This window comes from Gluconobacter sphaericus NBRC 12467 (assembly GCF_006539125.1).
Classification (GTDB): domain Bacteria; phylum Pseudomonadota; class Alphaproteobacteria; order Acetobacterales; family Acetobacteraceae; genus Gluconobacter; species Gluconobacter sphaericus.
The window spans coordinates 1-18,926 of record NZ_BJMK01000035.1; the positions used below are offsets into that span (position 1 = coordinate 1).

Genomic DNA, 18,926 nt, shown 5'->3' on the forward strand with positions numbered 1-18,926 from the left:
CAGACAGGGCTGTTCATCCGAACTGTCGGTATCACCCGGGCCACCATGAGGATCGGCCTGGCTAATATCGTCTACAACATGCGCCGCTTCCTTTTCCTCGAAAGATTGAGTGCGAGCGCATAGCCATCCAGCGAGGGAAAGCACTCGATCCGCTCAAAACGCAGGTCAAAAGCGGCCCAAAGCGCCGTCAACCAAATCGCCAAAAGCCTGAAATCACCAGCCAAGCACATCAATCAAGGGTTCTTCGATCCCTCCATCTTTTGACTGGTTTTGATTACCAGCAAAGTCATGCAACTGAAGTAACGGGGTATGGCAGTGTGTGTGTCTGCCATCAATCTTCTTTCTCCAGTCTATGGGATCAACTTCACACGCCCTAAAGCAAGTGCTGCTTACGACATTCAATCTCACCAGATCGGTCTTTATGCGCAGGATCAGATTTCCTACGGTGGTTTTCATTTTACAGGAAGTATTCGTAACGACTGGTATCGCTCAACCCAGATAAATACTATTTCCGGAAAAACTACACCACAGTCATCCGAACCCATTACCTGGAGAGCTGCAGGCTTGTACCATTTTAAATTCGGCCTAGCTCCGTATGTCAGTTATTCAACGTCATTCCAACCACAAAGCGGCATTGTCTCGGATGATGGTGGCAAAACAACGCGGCAAGCCAATCCTACGCGTGGTAAGCAGCTTGAAGGAGGACTGAAATATCAAATTCCAGGTTTACCCATACTGTTAACGGCTACCGGGTTTCACATTGAGCAAACAAATGTTCTCACAGCAGTCGGTAATCTGGGTTACAGTACCGAAAGCGCTAAAGTGCATTCTGATGGCTTCGAATTCGAAGCACATGCAGATCTGACAGAAGGCCTAAGTATTATAGCAGCCGTTAGCCGACAGAAAATTCGCAGTTCGTCTACCAACCTACCGCTCGCTGGTTCCGGGAAAGGAAATGCTTCTCTCTTTACAGCCTATACGTTTCATCACGGGCCATTGCAGGGACTGGGAGTTGGTGGCGGCTTCCGTTACGTCGACCAGACATATGGTGGAAATTATCGCGGGTTAAATATTCGGGCGAGTATGCGGAATCTCGCTGGTACGCGTTACGTTACCAACTGCATGACATCAGGCACATCTGCCGGATGGTGCTGGTATGGAGAACGTCGCACTGGGCAGGTTACGGTCGGCTACAGCTGGTAACTGATAGGCTGTCTGTGAGACGGCATTAAAATGGCGACAGTCTTCAAAGCCATTTCATACCACAATCAGGAAAAGTCATCAGCGTTTCTCAAGTTAATCCACCTGAGAAACGCTCTGCTAGCTTTTGATGGAAGTCGGCGTGAAGTGCTGCAAGTGTAATCTGGCCAAAACGCGCCAGAAATTGGGCCTTAACATCGGTCAGGACGCTACTCATAGCGTGGTTGACGACTTCTTCGACAAGGCACTCAGTCTCTTCACTCCGGTTCCCTATGGCGAATAATCTTGGAGCATCAAGAGCCTCGTAAATATCCCGCAGCGTCACCTGATCCAACTGGCATGAGAGCGTCCACCCCCCGCCATGTCCTTTCTCGGAGTGCACATATCCATGCTCACGCAGACCGCCCATAAGACGTCGCACAACCACGGGGTTGGTGTTAAGGGCGCGAGCCAGCACTTCTGATGTCATGGGACCACCTGCTTCTGCCATATGCAGGAGTACGTGGAGCACACAGGATAATCTGTTATCTTGTCTCATGTAACTTCATGTGTTGCTAGAGTGCAATTTCGTCAGTATATCATGAAACTCGTAAAGTGACATGAAACTATGTGAGAACACTCTGACTTCGAGGACATGCTGTATGAATTTGCTCGAAATTCTGACAGTCGGCGTCGTGGCGACTGCTGCATCCGATATCTGGCAACAAGCCCAGCAACCATTGACTGGAATTCCTGCAGCCAACTGGCCTGTCACCGGCCGCTGGGTCATAGGGTGGCGTGACGGCAGGATCTATGACCCAATGATTGGAAAAAGACCCTCCCTGAAAGGAGAGGCACCTGTCGGCTGGGTATTTCATTACCTAATTGGTGCTGCTTATGCCGCACTGTACCTCAGTTTTGTGGTGGTTATAGCAAAGACAGTCCCCACATTGCTAAATGGTCTACTCTTCGGACTTGTTACCCTTTTGGCTCCTTTCCTGTTTATGAAACCCGCTCTGGGCGGCGGGTTTTTCGGGCTTAGGGCTCCCAATCCTGGAAAAGGACTATTTCTCAGCATCAGCGCTCATGCGGTCTTCGGAATTGGCCTGTATTTAGGTGAACTTTTTTACCAAGGTCTTTGCTGAAACCTTATTCATGTACTGATTACATTTTTCTATAACCACGAGGACTGACACCCGTCACTCTGCGGAAGACCTGAGCAAAGTGGCTTGGGCTTTCGTAGCCGATCTCCAAGGCAATCTCGATAATAGGAACATTGGTCTTACGAAGCATTTCTGATGCCTTCTGGACGCGGCGCTGCATGAACCAACCAGAGGGAGTTTGTCCCGTGGTTGTACGGAATGAGCGACTGAAGTGAAAACGGCTCATGCCACACAAAGCAGCAAGACTATCCAAATCAAATGGTGCAGCCAGATGTGCTTCCATATGATCAAGAACTCTACGAAGTTTCCATGTGGGCAAGAGTGTGGATCGTAGCTTTATCTTAGCCCTGGTATCAGCATACTGTCTTAAAAGATGAACTGTCAGACTCTCCAGAAGTCCATTTACAAATAAATTATTTGAAATAACAGAATATTGCATTTCATCTATCAGACCACTCAAAATGCCTGATATGAAAGCATCCTTCCTGCCTGAAACATCCTGCATTCAAATACGGGATGAATTCAGATTTAATGACATGGTAGCTCGATCGACAAGATCAAGTCCAAGATAGAGATGCAACACCTCAAAACAAGTATCTCCCTGCCCTGCCAACGCATCAGATAGGGTGTGTCCGTCTGCGTGAGGTAAAATGTTCCTGCTCTTGCCTTGCTCTGTTCCCAAGGCCCTGTCAGTTCACGCTCTTCAATATTTGCTTCTCCGCGGATAACCCAGACAAGCAAGGGTTCTGCGACGGCAGGTACAAGAAGTTCGTCTTTTTGTACCGGGCGAGTGAATATCTGGACGTCAACATCCTTCCAGACATCTCCTTCACTTTGCGCGACTTTCTTCCCGGGGAGAAGTTGCTCCAGTGTCAAACTGGCAGCACGCCGAGAAGGAAGGCAGGACAAAACCATCTGCTACACTCTCTCAATTCTTTGCGCGACTATCTATAGCGCAAAATCACAATAGTTTCAGCAAGAAACCATGCGAGATATCTTCTGGCATAATTTACACCTCCTTCGACAATTAAGGCCGATTGAAGGCTCGTCGTGTGGAGAAGATTATGAATATTGCAGGAAAAATTGCTCTGGTGACCGGAGCATCCAGTGGCATTGGTGCGGCAACAGCGCGCAAACTTGCAGCAGAAGGAATGACAGTCGGCCTGGCGGCACGTCGTCATGATCGCCTGGAGACGCTTATCAGTGAAATTACCAAGGCTGGCGGTCGAGCCATTCCTCTGGTGACGGACGTTACTGATCTTGTCTCGTGTCAAGAAGCGGCAAAGAGCTTGATCGCCCAATTTGGAAGGATTGACGTTCTGGTCAACAATGCGGGCCTGATGCCCCTATCCAGCGTTGACAGCCTGAAAGTGGACGAATGGCCGCAGATGGTGGACGTCAATATATCTGGTGTTCTTAATGCAACGGCAGCCGTTCTTCCGCAGATGATCGCACAGCATTCGGGCCATATTTTCAACATGTCCTCGATTGCAGGCCGGAAAGTCTTTACGGGTCTCGCCGTTTATTGCGCCACCAAGGCTGCGGTAACAGCGTTTTCAGACGGCCTCAGAATGGAGATCGGACCAAAGCATAATATCCGCGTTACCTGCATTCAGCCGGGAGCTGTAAAATCAGAGCTTTATGACCACATTACAGATGCTGATTACCGCAAACAGATGGATGATCTTGCAGCGTCCATGACCTTTCTCGAAGGCGAGGACATAGCAGACAGTATTCTTTTTGCTCTGAAATCACCTGCACGTATGGATGTTGCAGAATTGTTTGTTCTTCCGACTGAACAGGGATGGTGAACAGAAACTAATCGCCAACTGAGCTTAGGAGGCAGGCACCCTACCGTCGAAAAGAGGCTTAAGGCTGGAAAGCCTCTTGAAGCTCGGTCACAAAGACCCGCAGCTTTGGTGTCATAACAGGACCTGCGTTATAGAGCAGGTGCATGGGTCTGTCCGGAACTGTCCACCTCGGCATAAGCCGGACAAGCCGTTTGCTTTTAATATCTGTAAGCAGGGCCTGCTCGTAACCCAGCAGAATGCCATCGCCAGCGAGTGCTGCAGAATGCAGAACACTTGAATCATTACTGATTATCCGCCCGGAGACGGTGATTGGCCGCGTAACGCTGCCTTGAGAAAAGTGCCAGGTAGTTACAGGACCGCCGGAATTTTCATACACGAGACACTCGTGGCGCATCAGATCTTCGGGCTGCCCTGGAAAACCGTGTTTTTCCAGATAGGTTTGAGCTGCGCAGATGACCCGACGATAGGCCGTCAAAGGACGACTGACCACTGTAAGGTCCGTCTCAAGTTCACCAATTCGGATCACAGCCTCATGACCGTCCATTATGGGGTGAATCAGTTGGTCTGTCAGTGACAAATGGACTTGAATTTCTGGGTATCTTTTTTGAAAATTACGAACAAATGGCAGGAATACTGTTCGCCCGAAAGTGACGGGTACACTGACAGATAATGTGCCGCGGGGTGTGCCAAGCGTATTGGCTGCCAGACTGTCAGCTCGTTCAGCAGCCTGCAGAACAAGCCGACATTGCTCGCAATAGAGGCGTCCTGTTTCAGTCAGACTTTGCCGACGTGTCGTTCGATGCAACAGGCGAGCACCAAGGTGATGCTCCAGAGCCTCTATATGCTTGGCGACCATCTGCGGCGACAAAGTCAGATACTGGGAGGCCGCAGCAAAGGACCCTAATTCCACGACCTTGATAAAAATCTTCATGCTGGTTAACCGGTCAAGCATTCATCATCCTCAGTTGTGACTGATGTATCATATCGACAATTTATTCAGCAAAAAAGAGGAATATGCTGAAAGCTTCGAGTGATTGGCAAGTCCAGTTCTGGTGGAGACTTTCGAAATGCCTGTTTATCTTGTGCGCATGGACCACCCTGACGGCGAGGGATGGGGACAGCATGTCGCAGCACACGTGTTGTATCTCAGGCGCCTTATTCAGGAAGGCAGCCTGCTGGCCTCCGGTCCGTTAAAAGGGACCTCATTGCGCTCCGGCTTTCTGATTATGAAAGGCGCCAATCGGCAAGAGATTGACGCGATTATTGCCGGTGATCCCTTTGCATCCGAAGGTTTGATTTGTGATCTGCGCATTGAAGAATGGGACCCACTATTCGGGTGCCTGTCAAACCATGCAACAGGCAAACTCCCGCAAGAATTGAAATCTCTTTTCCCTTCATGACGACAGCGCTGTGTTTTTTAAGAAATAAAAACGAAAAGAGAGCCTTGGGATTATGAACGATCTTCAGTGGTATGCTGTAGGAGATGCCCGCATACTAAAAATACAGGATCTGACGCTGGCAGCACTCACTCCAGAACAGTTGCTTCCTGACTGGGATGATGCAACGGCACTTCAGGTCTATCCTGATCTGTCTGAAACGCTGGATGCTTCAGAAACGAAAGCTCTTTTGAGCGTTCATAGCTGGCTCATCAAGGATCGCGGTCGGAACATTCTTGTGGATACGGGGGCCGGGAATAGCAAGGCTCGACCTGCTGCTCTGTATTTCGATTACTTGCAGACCGTGTGGCTTGAAAATCTGATGCGCGCTGGCGTCCGGCCAGAAGATATCGATTTTGTTCTTCTCACCCATCTGCATGTCGATCATGTCGGGTGGAACACACGCCTGCAAAATGGCATCTGGGTTCCGACCTTCCCGAATGCCCGATATGTCTTTTCTAGAGCCGAATATGATTTTTTCAGCAATCCAGCTCATGATAGTGCCCGTAATAAAACCAGTTTCATGACACGCATTGATAGCGTTGATCCGATTATCTCGGCGGATCTTGCGGATCAGATTGACCTAGACGGATCCGAAGTTCTTGAAGGAATTTCCTTTCACCCCACACCTGGGCATACGCCCCATCACGCGTCTCTTGTGCTGAAATCAGGTATGGAGCGTGCGCTCTTCACGGGTGATGTCATGCATCACCCCATTCAGGTATGTATTCCGGAGTGGAGTGCCGTTTTTGACGCAGATCCTCAGATAGCCATCATATCGCGCAAATGGGCTTTGAATTACGCTGTCGAGCACAACGCGGCATTATTCACATCGCATTTTCCGATGACAGCCGCTGGAAAAGTGATGCCATACGATCAGGGAAGGGGTTGGTCTTTCTTCTAGGGCTGCCATTATGTCCGCTGTTCACCTCGTTCAATTCCATTGCGGAAATTCCGCTTTCCCCCCTAAACTGCCTGTCTACTCAAGGAATTTGAAGCAGACAGGCGGGATGCGCCTCATCCCGGACATATAAGCCCCCATTCGCCAAGCTCCTAAGCGGACAGTCCGCAATCACCATGAGCTGATGGAGTTTCCTCCCACCCGAGTGCATTCTCCGCTCGGCTGCATAAAAGCAGCCCCTTCTGAGAACGTATCATAGAACAAGACATGTCAGATGGGGTGGAAGGCCTCCTTGCGGCATTGATGTGCCATACCGGCGGTTGATAAACCTTCTGAAGGAGACCGCCCACCCCAACTGACAGCTAGCGGCGCGACCACGACTGGTGGTGGAACGACAATTGGTGGTCCAGCATAAATCCACGGCCAGGCCTCCGCCGGAGCGGCACTCAGCATGGTCGCGGCGAATGCCGCGGCTAGCAACTTCCATCCGATGCTATCAGGCATTGTTCTGGTCCACTCTGAACACGCGAACGATTGAGGACGCCCAAACAAACCTGCCTTTCTGCATTTTTGATACCTCTTGACACCATGCACGGAGTGCCCAGATTGAATCTGCCGGCCGCCAAAGGGATCGGCAGACAGAACTATCAGTTTTGATCTTGTGTCCATGTTGCTCAAAGGAGGATATGGCTATGAGAGCCACCATTGATTTTGCTCCCCTGTTCCGTTCGAGCGTGGGTTTTGACAGAATGCTCAACGCCCTTGATCTCCCCAGCCGGATTCCAGCGGTCGATAACTGGCCGCCTTACGATATCGTCAAGACCGGTGAGGATGATTACCGGATCGACATGGCGGTTGCCGGACTTGCCGAGGCCGACCTTACGATCACACAGGAGCGCAATACTCTTGTCGTGACAGGACGAAAGGCGCCGGAGCCGCAAAGCGCCGCCGAATATCTCCATCGGGGTATTGCGGGCAGAGAATTCGAACGCCGCTTCGATCTGGCCGAGCATATGAAAGTCACCGATGCGCACTTCGAGAACGGACTTCTGTCCATTACTCTGAAACGTGAGATACCCGAAGCGATGAAGCCGCGTCGTATCGCGATTACGTCCTCTACAGCACGTGCGGAGGAAGCCGTGCCCCAGATTGAGGCGCGGAAAGAAGCAGCCTGATGGCGTGACGAAAACTCTCCCCCGGCCATTCATCCGGCCGGGGGAGAATCTCGAAAGGTCATGAGCATGAAGAGGATGAAAATATCTCTGTCGTGCGCTGCTCTGAGCTTGTCTCTACTGAGCCAGTCGGGCGCACATGCTGGTGATGTTGTCCGGACGACTGCAACATCGTTCGATGCAAGGGCGACTGAGGGAACGTCCACAATCCCCAAAACCGGGGCTCGCACTCATTACGAAGACGGCACAGGTGATATACTGGTCGACAGCTTGAACGCAAGCCAGTTGGATCAGAACTACAAGGGGCCGGTCTACTCTCCCGGACAACCCATTCCGCCTTTCCGGCCCATCGACACAGATCATCTGGCACCGTCAGGGCCAGAGACGGCGAAGAAGACGTCCTCATCGCACGAGACATAGTGGGGATTGAGTAAAGGCGGCGTTATAGACCGCCTTTACTTCGATTCTTCAGGATGAAGACCGTTCAGGCTCACAGCGGGCCGCAGGATTATCTTCGAGATACGCCTGTTCCCTGGCATCGCGCGCGACACGCGCATCCTGCTCGCGGACCAGCCAGTAGACGGTACCCAGCGCCAGAACAGCCGCCGAGAGAGCGAACAGTTCCATGGCAGTCACATCATGCAGATCCAGCAGGATGAATTTGCGGGCAATCGCCAGGAGGGCGATCAGAACGATGGTCCGTACCCGGATGACGTTCTCATGCTGGGCAAGAACGACCAGCAGGGAGTGTTTGAATTCAAGGGCGATGATAACAGTAAAGATCGCGCCAAAAATCGCCTGGAAGATCGTCTGGTTGATCGGATCGATTCCGACATCGACGACCAGATGCCATACCGCGCCGATCAGATGAATCGTCGCGATGGCGGTGACCAGCATGATGAGCGCAATCAGGGTCAGAATGATCGCCTGTTCAAAACGCTCGTAGAATGTCAGGCCCCTGAACAGCTTGATGAAGTGGGAGCAGTCCCTGCTCTGCCAGGAACGTTTCATGGAGAGGTCTTCCATAGCCGTTTTCCCATCTATGAATTGAGTTATAGTTCCTACGTCGTGGCCCTTCCGGCGTACATCCGGTTCAAAGCCGCTGCCAGCGTGGCAGGCGACAGGACAATGTTCGGGCAAGGTCTCGCACGCCTTTTGGCAAGGCAAATGTCAGTTGATTTTCGAGGTCTCCCAACGACTAGCCCAAGGCCTTGGCCATGTGCGTGCGGTCAGCGACAGGCAGGAGTTTTTGGACCACGGCGACGGTCGTCGCTTCCGGATCTGGCGCGGTTCTCCAGCGAGATACCAGGTGGTAAATCAGATGGTCAGCCGCCCGACGCATGAGGCCGCCGTATCCGCGGTCTTTTTCCTCGTAGCTGAGATAGTAGGCAAGCAGGACCGCCAGTTCTGTGCTGATCTGAACGGTCGGAAGCGCCATAATTTTGTTCGGCCTGTCCGTGTGAAGAGTCATGGTGCACTCCTCAGGCCGGACCGCGTGTCACCCGATGTCAGAGCCGCCGCATCCAGAGGACTGACGCTCAAGCCAGAAACAGTGGCGGTGACGTCGATATGCACGGAACCGAACAGATGCAGGAGGGCGACCTGAGGCGTATAGGCGCCCTTGACGGCTGCCGAGGTCCTACCGTCCATAAGGATCGGGTCGATAAGGACCGGGCACCCGGTCTGCCGGCTCAATATCTCGATGGCGCGGGCCAGTGGCATGGATGGAATGTTTACCGGCTGCTTTTCTGTCTCGCACGACAGCATACCCTGCGGCGCATGAGCTGATGTCGGCGAGACCATTCCGACCAGAAGCATGAGGATGAGACCGACAGCGACATGTGGCCTCTCCCTCTGCCGAAGGTGCCGAGGTTGCTTGGCCGTCTGTTCCGCTCGCTCCGTCTTTCCCGCGGAGTGCGACCAAACTGGCGGCATTGTCCCCCGTGAACGGGGCACGGGGGGATGGTTATTCCAATAGTGCTGAAGCGCCTTCAGGTTGAGAAAATGGATAAAACTCGACATCTCCCTGTTCTCGCTGCTTTTGATTTCATCTGCAGAAACGCGGGACCTCCGATGGAAGGCTCCGCTCCGCCCTCTCATTCGTGCGGTCGTTCCAGAAAAGATGGCGCTTCCGCTCGGAGAAGGCGTTTCTGATCTACCCGGCGCGGTTGTGCCTTACGCCGCGATCGGAACTGGCGGTGCGGCTCTTGCCCGCATGGGGACACGGAACGCGAGATCAGAAGCCAGAGGATCACACCCGGCAGGGGTGACCGTGCCCGCCTGGACCAGGTATTCCAGCGTAGAGCGAAGTCTGATCCCCGGTATACCGGTATGGGCCACCAGAGACGTCAGCATCACGCCACGTCCGTCATAACCGAGGCGGCGGAGCACGGAGAGGACACGCGGAGCTAGCGGATCGTCTCCAAAAAGGGGGCGCGTTACCATGATACGCCTCCCTCCAGTCGGTTGCGCCATCTCCGGGCGGCTGTGCGCAAGGAGCGGCGATAGCGGGAATAAAGTCCTTTCAGTGTCGACATCCACATCCTCCGATTAAAGCAACATGGACTTCAGTTGCCTGGCTCACAGAGCCTATGCCGGACCCGATGGCGTCCAGCGAAAGAAAAATTGGAAGAGATGCCTGCCTCGTCAAGAGGACACGAAATGCAGATTCTTCTTCATGAATAATTTTATTATTTATATTTGTATTTATTTTATGTGGCGGTGTTGCGGGTGGAAATTACATGGAGGTGTTTATATTAGTCAAATATCATAGCGATGATCGCAGAAAATCAGTATATTTTCCTTCTATAATGGTGGCCCAGGGTTTTCCGGCCACCACCTGTCTTACAGAGCGCTTCCAGCGTGTCCGTTCGTCGGGACTTCCGTCAGCGTCTCGACGGCGGGCGTCAGAGCCGTCGAACCAGCCTTTTGATCTCCGAGATTGTCAACTGCCATCTGCGCAGCGAGCGCCGCACAGGCGTTGCTTCCGGTGCGTGACACATGAACGATTGGCGCCGCCTGACCGTCTGATGTGATCGTGATCGTCTGCGTACAGGCGATGGGTCCACCGGTGCTGACCGCCTCGAAACGCTGCCAGGACATGCTCTGTTTCGGGAGATCATGACCAACAGCCGGAACGGCGCGCAGGGCACCGCCCAGCCGTGAGCCCAATGTCCGATCGACCGCCTCCATGAGAGCCATATTGCGTGCCATCATGCGATTAACGGCGTCGAACATGTCGATATCAGGCAGCGCCGCTGTCGTCGCGATGCCCTGGACTGGGACCAGGATACCGACCTGGTGTCCCCGTGCATCAACGACGCGCAACGTATCCTGAGCCTGCGCAGGCAGGGCAGCCGCGCCGCAGGCCAGTGTAGCAACAAAGACGCCAGCCTGAAACATACGAGAAAAATGCATTTTGGAATCCTCCGTGTCTGTTAAGCAGTGTCGGACGACGGCAGGAATATGGGCTGGGTAAATAGCGCCAGCAAGAGGTGGAGGAAGACTACATTGATCGTCTGATCCGGATATGAGCGTGTATAGGCGTCCACACCAGAGGGATCCGGATCGGTCCACACCGTCTCGTCGCATTCGCAGTCCGGGCTACCGACCCTTCGGCTTGCGGCCGCCACAGACGACGTCATCACCACGCGCTCCACACCACTCCGGATCGCCGCACGCAGCACCCGTCGCCCTCTTCTCGATGGCCAGCCTATAAAGACGGGCAACGCCGAGCACATGCGCTGCAGGCCAGAAATTGCTCCCATCTCCCACATAGGCGCAGGTCCCATTTGCACGAAAAATCTCGATCAGCGGTGTGATGAGTCCCTGCTTTGCCCTCTCGTGAACCTGGGGAAGCCGCACCACCGAAGCGCGGATAGAGACGATATGCGCGATCGTGCAGTGGCAATGTCAGTAACGTTTTGGTCTGCCACGTCCTTGGCTGATTGAGTTTTCGCATGTGCAGCATGGACGTATCTCAGGTATTACGGCGACCAATTCTCCAATGTGGATGGTCGTTGTCAGGGAGTCCAGCCAGATCAGGATCGATCATCTCACGATCCGCAACCCGGCCTCGTGCAGCAGACTGTCTCGATGACCGATCCCGTTCCCGTTGCTCCAGTAACATCAACGACCCCGCATATTCATGATGTGACCATAACAGATCTGACTGCGATAAATGCCAAGACAGCCGGCGTTGGGTTAGGTTTGCCCGAGGCAGCGATTGAGGGGCTGACCTTGAGACATGTTCGGTTATCGGCCCAGAAAGGCCTTCAGCTTAGTCCCAAACGCCGTCTATCGCGGCTCGCCTGACAATGTCGGCTTTCGGAAAACTGTCATCACCACATCGATGTCGGACATGAGGCGGAAGCGGACCTGCTGCTTACGCCCTCATGTAAGACATTACATCTGCTTGGAAGATGTGTCGTAAAGCCGACATTGATGCCTAAGGTTAGCCCAAAAATACTGAGGAATTGATTTCATGAGAAGACAGGTAAAGAAGCAAAACCTCTCCCTGTCTCCGTTAAAACGTTACATCGTTATGCCATGATCTTTATCCGGTGATGAACGCTAGGATGTCTTCATTGATGATATCAGCATGGGTCGTGTGCATGCCATGCGGGTAACCGGCATAGATTTTCAAGGAGCTGTTCTGAAGCAGTTTGTCCTGGAGGATCGCAGCGTTCTTGTAGGGCACGACCTGGTCATCATCGCCCTGTAATACAAGCACAGGTACGGTGATGGCCTTCAGGTCTTCCGTCTGGTCGGTTTCCGAAAACGCTCTGATCCCTTCATAATGGGCTTTTGCACTGCCCATCATCCCCTGACGCCACCAGTTGCGGATCGTGCCTTCCGAGATCTCCGCGCCCGGGCGGTTGAAGCCGTAGAACGGGCCAGTAGGGACATCCAGAAAGAACTGCGCGCGATTGGCGGCTAATCCGGCACGCAATCCGTTCAGAACGTCAATCGGTGCACCCTCCGGACTGCGATCCGTCTTGACCATCAAAGGCGGCACGGAACTGATGAGCACGGCTTTGGCAACACGTCCCTGCGGTTGACCATATTTCGCGACATAGCGGGCAACCTGCCCACCCCCTGTCGAATGCCCGACATGAACGGCATTTTTCAGATCAAGGTGCTCGACAACAGCCGATGCGTCGGCAGCATAGTGATCCATGTCGTGCCCCTCGCTGACCTGCGCCGAACGTCCATGACCACGGCGGTCATGCGCGATCACGCGAAACCCCTTGCTCAGGAAAAACAGCATCTGCGTGTCCCAGTCATCGGCGCTAAGCGGCCATCCATGGTGGAAGACAATCGGCTGGGCATCCTTCGGTCCCCAGTCCTTGTAGAAAATTTCCGTGCCGTCGGATGTCGTGACGAATGGCATGATACGTCTCCTGAACAATTTAGAGCTTGATATTGTCCAGACGCTAACGTTGAACATAAGTTCAACGTCAAGATGAATTTGGAATGGGAAACCGGACATGAGGATTGGGGAACTGGCCCAGAAAAGTGGTCTTACGACCTCCAAAATCCGGTTCTATGAGCGCATCGGACTGCTCAAAGCGGTTGACCGTCGGTCCAACGGATACAGAACCTATTCATCTCAGGCTGTGACCATTCTGGGTCTTATCACAACGGCGCAACGGGCCGGATTTGCGCTGGATGAAATCCGCACCCTGCTGCCCTCTGATCTGCAACACTGGGACCGTGATGCGCTCATGGACGCACTGACACGCAAGATTGCGGATATCGAGGCGCTGCAGGCACGTCTGACCCAGAGCAAGGCGCATCTCCTTCGTTTGGTGGAGGACATTCAGGCGCGTCCCGAAGGCATGGACTGCGCGGCTAACGCCCATCGTGTCCTGACGAATATGCTTGCAGGACCTTCTGACAATCTGGACATCACACCGGACGATTTGCGTCTTCTGGACAGGACAGGACAGGACAGGACAGGACAGGACAGGACAGGACAGATCGTCGTCAGTCCGTGAGCAGAGGACGCAGCAAAAAAGCTGTTTCGCCTTAAATCCCTCCCAGAAGGGACGCGATTTTTCCTGCGGTTGCACTAGCTAAAAAAGGGTTCTGGCCTGTCACCAGTTTTCCATCCACCACGACATGGGACATGAACGGCAAAAGGGCTTTTTCATAAAGCGCGCCTCGCGCCTTCACGTCAGCTTCCGCGTTGTAGGGGATCTCCCGGGAGACGCCCGCCAGCCTCTCTTCAATCCATGAAAATCCGGTGATCTTTCGCCCGGAGACCAGAAAAGAACCATCTGCAAGCCGGGTGTTCAGAAGACCGCAATATCCATGACAGACAGCGGAAACAATGCCACTTTTTTCCCATACTTTGCGTGTGACGGCCTGAAGACATTCATCGTCCGGGAAGTCCCACATGGCGCCATGACCGCCGGTAAAGTAAATCGCATCATAATCCTGCGGATTGATGTCTGCGGGACAGGCCGTTGCAGATAAGAGAGCCATCTTCGCCGGATCTGCCAGCCAGGCTCTGGATAAGGCATCGCTCATCGGCCATTTCAATGCACGCGGGTCAAGCGGAACCTGGCCACCTTTCGGACTGACAATGCGCTGCTCATATCCCCTGGCGGCAAACACGTCCCAGGCATGCGTGAGCTCCGACAGCCATAATCCGGTCGGATGCGCGGGATTGTCAAAATGGGAGGTATTGGTGGCGACGTGAAGAATACGACGGCTCATGGCTTGCCCCTTTCATGCGGCACGACAGTCGGACGACCGTCCTGTAACGTTCAAGGCCAGTTGAAGGTCAATCTGCCGTTTGACATTCAACCTGACTTCAACGTTAGCGTTGTAAGGGTAACCTACCTGGCACCATGGAGGCCGCCCCACATGCAGACCATTCTGGGCGCAAATGGCCAGATCGCCACGGAATTGGCGCGGACATTGCATCAGCATCATACAGGTGACCTGCGGCTCGTGAGCCGCAATCCCCGCAGAATCAATAACGACGACATGCTCATGGCAGCGAACCTGCTGGATGCAGGGCAGACGGTACAGGCAGTGAGAGGAAGCCGGATCGTCTATTTCACAACCGGCCTCCCCCCTGACAGCGAACTCTGGGAAGAGCAGTTTCCGGTTATGCTGAAAAACGCCTTGCAGGCCTGCCGGATGGCGGGAGCCAGTTTTGCCTATTTCGACAACACGTACATGTATCCGCAGAACAGTCAGCTCCAGACGGAGGAAACGCGCTTCGCCCCGGTTGGTCGGAAAGGGCGGGTGCGCGCCGCAATGGCGTCCATGGTGCTGGAAGAAATGGCTCGGGGAGACATTCCCGTGCTGATCGCTCGTGCACCGGAATTCTACGGTCCGGGAAAAACACAGAGCTTCACCAATGCTCTGATTATTGACAGGCTGAAAGCAGGCAAAAGACCTCTCGTTCCTGTCCGTAACGATACACGCCGGACCCTTATCTGGACGCCTGATGCCAGCCGCGGGCTGGCAACTCTGGGCAATACGCCGGATGCTTATGGCCAGACCTGGCATCTACCATGCTGTGATGATCGACCGACCTATAAGACATTCGTCACCATGGCGAGCAGGATTTTCGGGCGGACGCCCTCCTATTCGGTCATCGGTAAGTGGCCACTGGTCATCGCAGGCGTTTTTTCAAAAAAGGTGCTGGAGATCAAGGAACTGCTGCCACGCTACGAGCAGGACAATCTCTTCGACTCAACGAAATTTAAACGCCATTTCCCTGACTTTTCCATCAGGACATACGAGGAGGGTCTGGAACTGATCAGGAAGGAATGTGGAGACAGATAACCCCGTCTTCGATTGGAAACCGCAATCGAGACAGACAAGGCTTTCTAAAAAAGCACGTTCGAGAAAGACCACTGCAATAGGCGTCAGCAATCATATGGGTGCCACCTATTAGCAGACATTCAGCTTTCCCCCTCCACTCGGTATCCGCGAGTATCCAGTGGTTTGCGGATACCGAGAATTACGCATCAGCGCCGTCCTCTCTTTGTCACAGGCTCCCGAAACGGAGACGGGCGGCTTCGGTTACAGGCGTGAACAAGCTAATGATAGTCCCCTCGGGGTCGCGGAACTGGAGCGTGCGGTTACCCCAAGGCAGCGTCTTAGGTTCGATCACAACGTCCACCTTGCCTTTCAGACGCTTGAATTCAGCGTCCACGTCCTCGACCCTGAATTCAAGGATGGCCGTGCGATTGGCGCCTGGCTCAGCACTTCCTTCCATGAACAGAGCCACTGTCTCGGTACTACCGATCGCAATTCTCGCACCAGAGGTTACGATTTCAGCAAACTGAGGCGCAAGCCATTCGGCAGAATGCCCGGTCACTAGCTCATAAAAAGAAACTATCGTAGTAATGTCGGCGGCGATGAGACGGATAGAGGCGAATGTCATCTGTCAGTTCCTGTGACGGTTGTGTTCCTCGCCTTTTGGCACAATCATGCTGACAACATCCTGTCAGCATGATTGCAGAACCTTTGCGTAGCACCGATCGCCTTTTTCAGATCATCCAGATCCTGCGCCGGTCGTCTCGCCCCGTTACGGCGAGGATGCTGTCCGAGGAGCTGGAAGTCTCCATCCGCACGATTTATCGCGACGTCGCACATTTGATCGGCCAACGCGTCCCCATTTCAGGAGAAGCAGGCGTTGGGTACATTTTGGGGCCCGGATATGACATGCCACCCCTTGCACTGCTCCCGGCTGAGCTTGAAGCAATCATTCTGGGAGCACAGTGGGTGGCGGCCCATGGCGAAAAGGAACTGTCACGCGCCGCATTGGACGTGCTCACCAAGGTTAAAGCGGTTATCCCCCCGGCCTTGCAGCCGTTTATCAGTATTCCAAGCACAGCGACAAAGCTGCCGCTCGATGCATTACAAGGCAAAGATGACAGAGCGAGCCTTCGAGCGGCCATTCGTGCAGGAATGAAGTTACGCCTGCATTATCGGGATCAACAAGGCGAGGTCACCGAGCGTATAGTATGGCCAGTTGTTCTCGGTTATTCGGACATCACGTGCATGTTGATCGCCTGGTGCGAGTTGAGGCAGGGATTTCGTCACTTCCGTACGGACCGGATACACGCGGTAGAACTTTTGGATGAGAAGATAGGGGAGCCTCGCTCCCGTCTGCTTCAACGCTGGAAAGTACAACGCATAACGGCACTCGCTAAAATTACGACTGAAACCGGTTGATCGTTTCCCCAGTCCTGCCAGTTGAGGACATTAACATCGCTCGACACATATTTTAGGCGAGTAGAAACGTCTGCTATTTTACGTTCGAGCACGAATAACGGATATTCCGTTTCCCCGGTAAGTCGGCCGCGAGCCTCAGAATAGTTACAGACCTGCGTGAGTTGGAATGTCTCTCGCAAAGAGGGCCAGAGACGATCGGACTGTCTTTCCGGCAGCAGACGTTGTCCTTGCATGAGCGTCTGTGGAACACGCCTCGAAAAGACCTTTTGGGGTCTTTTTTGTGCCCCAACCCCTATGTCCGATAATGTAGATTAACGGACATAGTGTGCGGGAAGGGGGCGATTTTCAGAAAAAAGGCGGAGACTTACCTTTTGAGGATATTAGGGTGTTTGAATGCTGTTGCTACGGGCCGCTTGGTGGTATTGAAGGTTCATAGGCGAGAGACACAGCGCGCCTTCCGGCCTGTGAAATAACGGAAAAGTCTCTCAGACAAACAGTCATGACATCCTGTTCGGAGTGTGGCGCAAATCAGGCCCTGTGACTCATCCTTCCGGTCGAGGATTCAAATGACGATTTCCTTTGAAGCGCTCAAAAAGCAGGCACGACAGGAAAGCCGGTCAGGTGCTTTGTCTTATACGCAGGCTCTTGAACAACTCTCCCAACGCCACGGATTCCGGACTTTCGCTGCTCTGAAAGCCAGCTCCGCCAAATCGTCAGCTGTGCATGCCCAAGGCCCTGGTCCCGGTGGGAGCGGAAACGCCCGCCTTGGCGAAGAAATGGTCGGACCTATCATCATCGGTACGATCCGGGACGACCCTCATCCGATCTCGATGGATCAGGTCAAAGCTATGGGTGGAAAGTTGTTTGAAATGTCTTTTCCTACGGACGTAAAGCAGCACTACGCAGAACTCGTCGCGTCCGGGAAGGTGATCCATCTTGGAGACTATCCGAAAAGTGACGCCTCATAGGATCAATGGTTCCTCCGTTCGCCGAGAGGCTCACCCGTCTCAGTCTTGAGCTGGGACGTCTGGATCAGGCGCTGAGACATGGTTCCCCTGTACCTGCCTTCCTGTTCCGACAACGCCTGGATGCAATTCAGCGCCATAGCGCTGTAGACGGATGGCTGATCGATCCCTGGTATCTGGTTGCCGAACTGCACGGCCTCGTGCCAAAAATGGTCGGCCAGGACGGCTATGGATGCGGCATCCCATGCCTTTACGCTCTGGCGCTGGTACGCTCGCCCGGATGCTATGCAGGCGAATGCCATTACCGAAGCCGCAGCGTTCCTGAATGATCAGTCATCAGGGTGAGGACCGATCCTTGATGTGGGGATCGCTTTTCATCGCTGGTTACAGGCCGGTCACCCTCGTGCTCCCTTCTGCGCGGCGTTAAGCCGGTACTGGCACTCCCATGATATTCTCCGGGCGCCCTTGATCCTGACCGGCATAGAAGCACTCGCTCCGGGAACGCCTTGGGAGATCGAGCCCTGGCTGTGCTGGTGGCTCGATGCTCTTCTAGCCGAGGCCCGAGAAGCGCTCGATCTTCTGCGCCAGCTGGAGCGAGCCAGGACACAGGCGCTTGAGAAGTGCGGCGCACAGCGTCGTCATTCCCGTGCGCCCCAAGCGGTCAATGTGCTGGCGATCCAGCCGCTCATGTCTGCCTCTATGCTGGCGGATCGTCTGGGTATGTCGATGAAGAGCGCGCTGCAGCTTCTCAGCGTATTCCAGGACCGAGGCATTGTTGTGGAAGTCACGCACCGAACGGCTCATCGCCTGTTTGGTCTGGCTGGCATGGGAGCGCTCCGAGACGTCGTGAAACCTCCAACACGCCCCATCCCCGGCCGAAAGCGCGGCCGGCCCCGTAAGGATGATCCTTTCACGACACAATCTATCCCCGAGGAAGAGATTCCGCAGCTTCCGCCGCCGATGCGGCTGGACCCGGTTCAGTTCGACTATGAGGATCTGGCTGCAGCCATGAATCAGGCTGATGAAGCCATATGCGCCGCTTCCTCTTCCTGGAAAGATTGAGTGCGAGCGCGTAGCTATCAGCGGGTAACAGCC

At 53.8% G+C, this 18,926-nt stretch carries 25 protein-coding genes and 1 pseudogene; 13 read left to right on the forward strand and 13 right to left on the reverse strand.

Translation table 11 applies throughout. The annotated features are described in order from the left end of the window. Nucleotides 1-321 precede the first annotated feature (321 nt). Nucleotides 322-1,203: a TonB-dependent siderophore receptor gene (locus GSP01_RS12610; RefSeq protein ID WP_167495548.1), complete on the forward strand. Its 882-nt coding sequence runs from the start codon at nucleotides 322-324 to the stop codon at nucleotides 1,201-1,203. An 88-nt stretch (nucleotides 1,204-1,291) separates the two neighbouring features. On the opposite strand, the gene GSP01_RS12615 is transcribed toward GSP01_RS12610, so the two are convergent. Continuing rightward, entirely contained in the window at nucleotides 1,292-1,738 is a 447-nt protein-coding gene (locus tag GSP01_RS12615; protein ID WP_141354055.1) for an Rrf2 family transcriptional regulator, read from the reverse strand. Between the two features lie 103 nt (nucleotides 1,739-1,841). Here GSP01_RS12615 and GSP01_RS12620 point away from each other — a divergent pair, with 103 nt between their 5' ends. Beyond that, nucleotides 1,842-2,324 (forward strand): DUF2938 family protein, encoded by a 483-nt coding sequence (locus GSP01_RS12620; protein WP_141354057.1) that lies wholly within the window; start codon nucleotides 1,842-1,844, stop codon nucleotides 2,322-2,324. A 19-nt stretch (nucleotides 2,325-2,343) separates the two neighbouring features. On the opposite strand, the pseudogene GSP01_RS12625 reads toward GSP01_RS12620, so the two are convergent. Beyond that, nucleotides 2,344-3,257 (reverse strand): annotated as a pseudogene (locus GSP01_RS12625) (helix-turn-helix domain-containing protein). A 149-nt stretch (nucleotides 3,258-3,406) separates the two neighbouring features. Here GSP01_RS12625 and GSP01_RS12630 point away from each other — a divergent pair. Continuing rightward, nucleotides 3,407-4,153, forward strand: coding sequence for an SDR family oxidoreductase (locus GSP01_RS12630; RefSeq protein WP_141354059.1), 747 nt, complete (start codon nucleotides 3,407-3,409; stop codon nucleotides 4,151-4,153). Between the two features lie 58 nt (nucleotides 4,154-4,211). Here the strand turns inward: GSP01_RS12630 and GSP01_RS12635 are convergent, their stop codons facing one another. Continuing rightward, nucleotides 4,212-5,105, reverse strand: a complete 894-nt coding sequence (locus tag GSP01_RS12635) for a LysR family transcriptional regulator (protein WP_141354061.1) — start codon at nucleotides 5,103-5,105, stop codon at nucleotides 4,212-4,214. A 115-nt stretch (nucleotides 5,106-5,220) separates the two neighbouring features. Here GSP01_RS12635 and GSP01_RS12640 point away from each other — a divergent pair, with 115 nt between their 5' ends. After that, nucleotides 5,221-5,553, forward strand: coding sequence for a YciI family protein (locus GSP01_RS12640; RefSeq protein ID WP_174787601.1), 333 nt, complete (start codon nucleotides 5,221-5,223; stop codon nucleotides 5,551-5,553). A 52-nt stretch (nucleotides 5,554-5,605) separates the two neighbouring features. Continuing rightward, on the forward strand, nucleotides 5,606-6,493 hold the full coding sequence (locus GSP01_RS12645) for an MBL fold metallo-hydrolase (protein WP_141354064.1): 888 nt from the start codon (nucleotides 5,606-5,608) through the stop codon (nucleotides 6,491-6,493). A gap of 267 nt (nucleotides 6,494-6,760) precedes the next feature. Here the strand turns inward: GSP01_RS12645 and GSP01_RS14790 are convergent, their stop codons facing one another. Beyond that, nucleotides 6,761-6,994, reverse strand: a complete 234-nt coding sequence (locus GSP01_RS14790; protein WP_156508253.1) for a hypothetical protein — start codon at nucleotides 6,992-6,994, stop codon at nucleotides 6,761-6,763. A 188-nt stretch (nucleotides 6,995-7,182) separates the two neighbouring features. Between GSP01_RS14790 and GSP01_RS12655 the strand changes: the two genes are divergently transcribed. Continuing rightward, nucleotides 7,183-7,665 carry an Hsp20 family protein gene (locus GSP01_RS12655; protein WP_141354066.1) on the forward strand — a complete coding sequence of 161 codons (483 nt, stop codon included), beginning with the start codon at nucleotides 7,183-7,185 and terminating at the stop codon, nucleotides 7,663-7,665. A gap of 75 nt (nucleotides 7,666-7,740) precedes the next feature. After that, complete coding sequence (locus GSP01_RS12660; protein WP_141354068.1) at nucleotides 7,741-8,082, forward strand: hypothetical protein; 342 nt, start codon at nucleotides 7,741-7,743, stop codon at nucleotides 8,080-8,082. 48 nt (nucleotides 8,083-8,130) lie between these two features. Here the strand turns inward: GSP01_RS12660 and GSP01_RS12665 are convergent, their stop codons facing one another. The 7 genes from GSP01_RS12665 to GSP01_RS12700 all read right to left on the reverse strand — a co-directional run bounded on the left by GSP01_RS12665 (nucleotide 8,131) and on the right by GSP01_RS12700 (nucleotide 13,054). Continuing rightward, nucleotides 8,131-8,688, reverse strand: coding sequence for a phosphate-starvation-inducible PsiE family protein (locus GSP01_RS12665; RefSeq protein WP_141354070.1), 558 nt, complete (start codon nucleotides 8,686-8,688; stop codon nucleotides 8,131-8,133). Between the two features lie 172 nt (nucleotides 8,689-8,860). Then, a complete protein-coding gene (locus GSP01_RS12670; RefSeq protein ID WP_228123971.1) occupies nucleotides 8,861-9,133 on the reverse strand; it encodes a hypothetical protein in 273 nt (90 codons plus the stop codon). Beyond that, nucleotides 9,130-9,480, reverse strand: coding sequence for a hypothetical protein (locus GSP01_RS15275; protein ID WP_228123970.1), 351 nt, complete (start codon nucleotides 9,478-9,480; stop codon nucleotides 9,130-9,132). The genes GSP01_RS12670 and GSP01_RS15275 overlap by 4 nt, the downstream gene beginning before the upstream one ends. Before the next feature lie 357 nt (nucleotides 9,481-9,837). Next, nucleotides 9,838-10,107 carry a hypothetical protein gene (locus GSP01_RS12680; RefSeq protein ID WP_141354074.1) on the reverse strand — a complete coding sequence of 90 codons (270 nt, stop codon included), beginning with the start codon at nucleotides 10,105-10,107 and terminating at the stop codon, nucleotides 9,838-9,840. Nucleotides 10,108-10,506: 399 nt separating this feature from the next. Then, nucleotides 10,507-11,079, reverse strand: coding sequence for a hypothetical protein (locus GSP01_RS12685; protein ID WP_141354076.1), 573 nt, complete (start codon nucleotides 11,077-11,079; stop codon nucleotides 10,507-10,509). Nucleotides 11,080-11,265: 186 nt separating this feature from the next. Next, complete coding sequence (locus GSP01_RS12690; RefSeq protein ID WP_228123969.1) at nucleotides 11,266-11,526, reverse strand: Rossmann-fold NAD(P)-binding domain-containing protein; 261 nt, start codon at nucleotides 11,524-11,526, stop codon at nucleotides 11,266-11,268. Between the two features lie 691 nt (nucleotides 11,527-12,217). Next, entirely contained in the window at nucleotides 12,218-13,054 is an 837-nt protein-coding gene (locus GSP01_RS12700) for an alpha/beta fold hydrolase (protein WP_141354078.1), read from the reverse strand. A 97-nt stretch (nucleotides 13,055-13,151) separates the two neighbouring features. On the opposite strand from GSP01_RS12700, the gene GSP01_RS12705 reads away from it, so the two are divergent. Beyond that, nucleotides 13,152-13,661, forward strand: coding sequence for a MerR family transcriptional regulator (locus GSP01_RS12705; protein WP_141354080.1), 510 nt, complete (start codon nucleotides 13,152-13,154; stop codon nucleotides 13,659-13,661). A gap of 31 nt (nucleotides 13,662-13,692) precedes the next feature. Here the strand turns inward: GSP01_RS12705 and GSP01_RS12710 are convergent, their stop codons facing one another. Then, nucleotides 13,693-14,385 (reverse strand): type 1 glutamine amidotransferase domain-containing protein, encoded by a 693-nt coding sequence (locus GSP01_RS12710; protein ID WP_141354082.1) that lies wholly within the window; start codon nucleotides 14,383-14,385, stop codon nucleotides 13,693-13,695. A 150-nt stretch (nucleotides 14,386-14,535) separates the two neighbouring features. Between GSP01_RS12710 and GSP01_RS12715 the strand changes: the two genes are divergently transcribed. Beyond that, nucleotides 14,536-15,468: an SDR family oxidoreductase gene (locus tag GSP01_RS12715; protein WP_141354084.1), complete on the forward strand. Its 933-nt coding sequence runs from the start codon at nucleotides 14,536-14,538 to the stop codon at nucleotides 15,466-15,468. A 205-nt stretch (nucleotides 15,469-15,673) separates the two neighbouring features. Here GSP01_RS12715 and GSP01_RS12720 read toward each other — a convergent pair whose 3' ends face one another. Continuing rightward, nucleotides 15,674-16,072, reverse strand: coding sequence for a VOC family protein (locus GSP01_RS12720; RefSeq protein ID WP_141354085.1), 399 nt, complete (start codon nucleotides 16,070-16,072; stop codon nucleotides 15,674-15,676). Between the two features lie 68 nt (nucleotides 16,073-16,140). Between GSP01_RS12720 and GSP01_RS12725 the strand changes: the two genes are divergently transcribed. The 4 genes from GSP01_RS12725 to GSP01_RS12735 all read left to right on the forward strand — a co-directional run bounded on the left by GSP01_RS12725 (nucleotide 16,141) and on the right by GSP01_RS12735 (nucleotide 18,893). Next, on the forward strand, nucleotides 16,141-16,866 hold the full coding sequence (locus GSP01_RS12725) for a helix-turn-helix transcriptional regulator (protein ID WP_141354087.1): 726 nt from the start codon (nucleotides 16,141-16,143) through the stop codon (nucleotides 16,864-16,866). 566 nt (nucleotides 16,867-17,432) lie between these two features. Continuing rightward, entirely contained in the window at nucleotides 17,433-17,834 is a 402-nt protein-coding gene (locus GSP01_RS12730; protein ID WP_141354089.1) for a hypothetical protein, read from the forward strand. A gap of 5 nt (nucleotides 17,835-17,839) precedes the next feature. Then, nucleotides 17,840-18,160: a hypothetical protein gene (locus tag GSP01_RS15280; RefSeq protein WP_228123968.1), complete on the forward strand. Its 321-nt coding sequence runs from the start codon at nucleotides 17,840-17,842 to the stop codon at nucleotides 18,158-18,160. Nucleotides 18,161-18,191: 31 nt separating this feature from the next. Further along, nucleotides 18,192-18,893, forward strand: a complete 702-nt coding sequence (locus GSP01_RS12735; protein ID WP_228123967.1) for a hypothetical protein — start codon at nucleotides 18,192-18,194, stop codon at nucleotides 18,891-18,893. Nucleotides 18,894-18,926: the final 33 nt, after the last annotated feature.

Bases quoted from the DNA above. Each gene is read 5' to 3' on its own strand.
- GSP01_RS12645 (WP_141354064.1), top strand. From the start codon at position 5,606: ATGAACGATCTTCAGTGGTATGCTGTAGGAGATGCCCGCATACTAAAA.
- GSP01_RS12715 (WP_141354084.1), top strand. From the start codon at position 14,536: ATGCAGACCATTCTGGGCGCAAATGGCCAGATCGCCACGGAATTGGCG.
- GSP01_RS12705 (WP_141354080.1), top strand. From the start codon at position 13,152: ATGAGGATTGGGGAACTGGCCCAGAAAAGTGGTCTTACGACCTCCAAA.
- GSP01_RS12640 (WP_174787601.1), top strand. From the start codon at position 5,221: ATGCCTGTTTATCTTGTGCGCATGGACCACCCTGACGGCGAGGGATGG.
- GSP01_RS12730 (WP_141354089.1), top strand. From the start codon at position 17,433: ATGACGATTTCCTTTGAAGCGCTCAAAAAGCAGGCACGACAGGAAAGC.
- GSP01_RS12700 (WP_141354078.1), bottom strand. From the start codon at position 13,054: ATGCCATTCGTCACGACATCCGACGGCACGGAAATTTTCTACAAGGAC.
- GSP01_RS12680 (WP_141354074.1), bottom strand. From the start codon at position 10,107: ATGGTAACGCGCCCCCTTTTTGGAGACGATCCGCTAGCTCCGCGTGTC.
- GSP01_RS12725 (WP_141354087.1), top strand. From the start codon at position 16,141: ATGATTGCAGAACCTTTGCGTAGCACCGATCGCCTTTTTCAGATCATC.
- GSP01_RS12710 (WP_141354082.1), bottom strand. From the start codon at position 14,385: ATGAGCCGTCGTATTCTTCACGTCGCCACCAATACCTCCCATTTTGAC.
- GSP01_RS12660 (WP_141354068.1), top strand. From the start codon at position 7,741: ATGAAAATATCTCTGTCGTGCGCTGCTCTGAGCTTGTCTCTACTGAGC.
- GSP01_RS12630 (WP_141354059.1), top strand. From the start codon at position 3,407: ATGAATATTGCAGGAAAAATTGCTCTGGTGACCGGAGCATCCAGTGGC.
- GSP01_RS12670 (WP_228123971.1), bottom strand. From the start codon at position 9,133: ATGACTCTTCACACGGACAGGCCGAACAAAATTATGGCGCTTCCGACC.
- GSP01_RS14790 (WP_156508253.1), bottom strand. From the start codon at position 6,994: ATGCCTGATAGCATCGGATGGAAGTTGCTAGCCGCGGCATTCGCCGCG.
- GSP01_RS12635 (WP_141354061.1), bottom strand. From the start codon at position 5,105: ATGCTTGACCGGTTAACCAGCATGAAGATTTTTATCAAGGTCGTGGAA.
- GSP01_RS15275 (WP_228123970.1), bottom strand. From the start codon at position 9,480: ATGCTTCTGGTCGGAATGGTCTCGCCGACATCAGCTCATGCGCCGCAG.
- GSP01_RS12655 (WP_141354066.1), top strand. From the start codon at position 7,183: ATGAGAGCCACCATTGATTTTGCTCCCCTGTTCCGTTCGAGCGTGGGT.
- GSP01_RS12685 (WP_141354076.1), bottom strand. From the start codon at position 11,079: ATGCATTTTTCTCGTATGTTTCAGGCTGGCGTCTTTGTTGCTACACTG.
- GSP01_RS12720 (WP_141354085.1), bottom strand. From the start codon at position 16,072: ATGACATTCGCCTCTATCCGTCTCATCGCCGCCGACATTACTACGATA.
- GSP01_RS12620 (WP_141354057.1), top strand. From the start codon at position 1,842: ATGAATTTGCTCGAAATTCTGACAGTCGGCGTCGTGGCGACTGCTGCA.
- GSP01_RS12615 (WP_141354055.1), bottom strand. From the start codon at position 1,738: ATGAGACAAGATAACAGATTATCCTGTGTGCTCCACGTACTCCTGCAT.
- GSP01_RS12665 (WP_141354070.1), bottom strand. From the start codon at position 8,688: ATGGAAGACCTCTCCATGAAACGTTCCTGGCAGAGCAGGGACTGCTCC.
- GSP01_RS15280 (WP_228123968.1), top strand. From the start codon at position 17,840: ATGGTTCCTCCGTTCGCCGAGAGGCTCACCCGTCTCAGTCTTGAGCTG.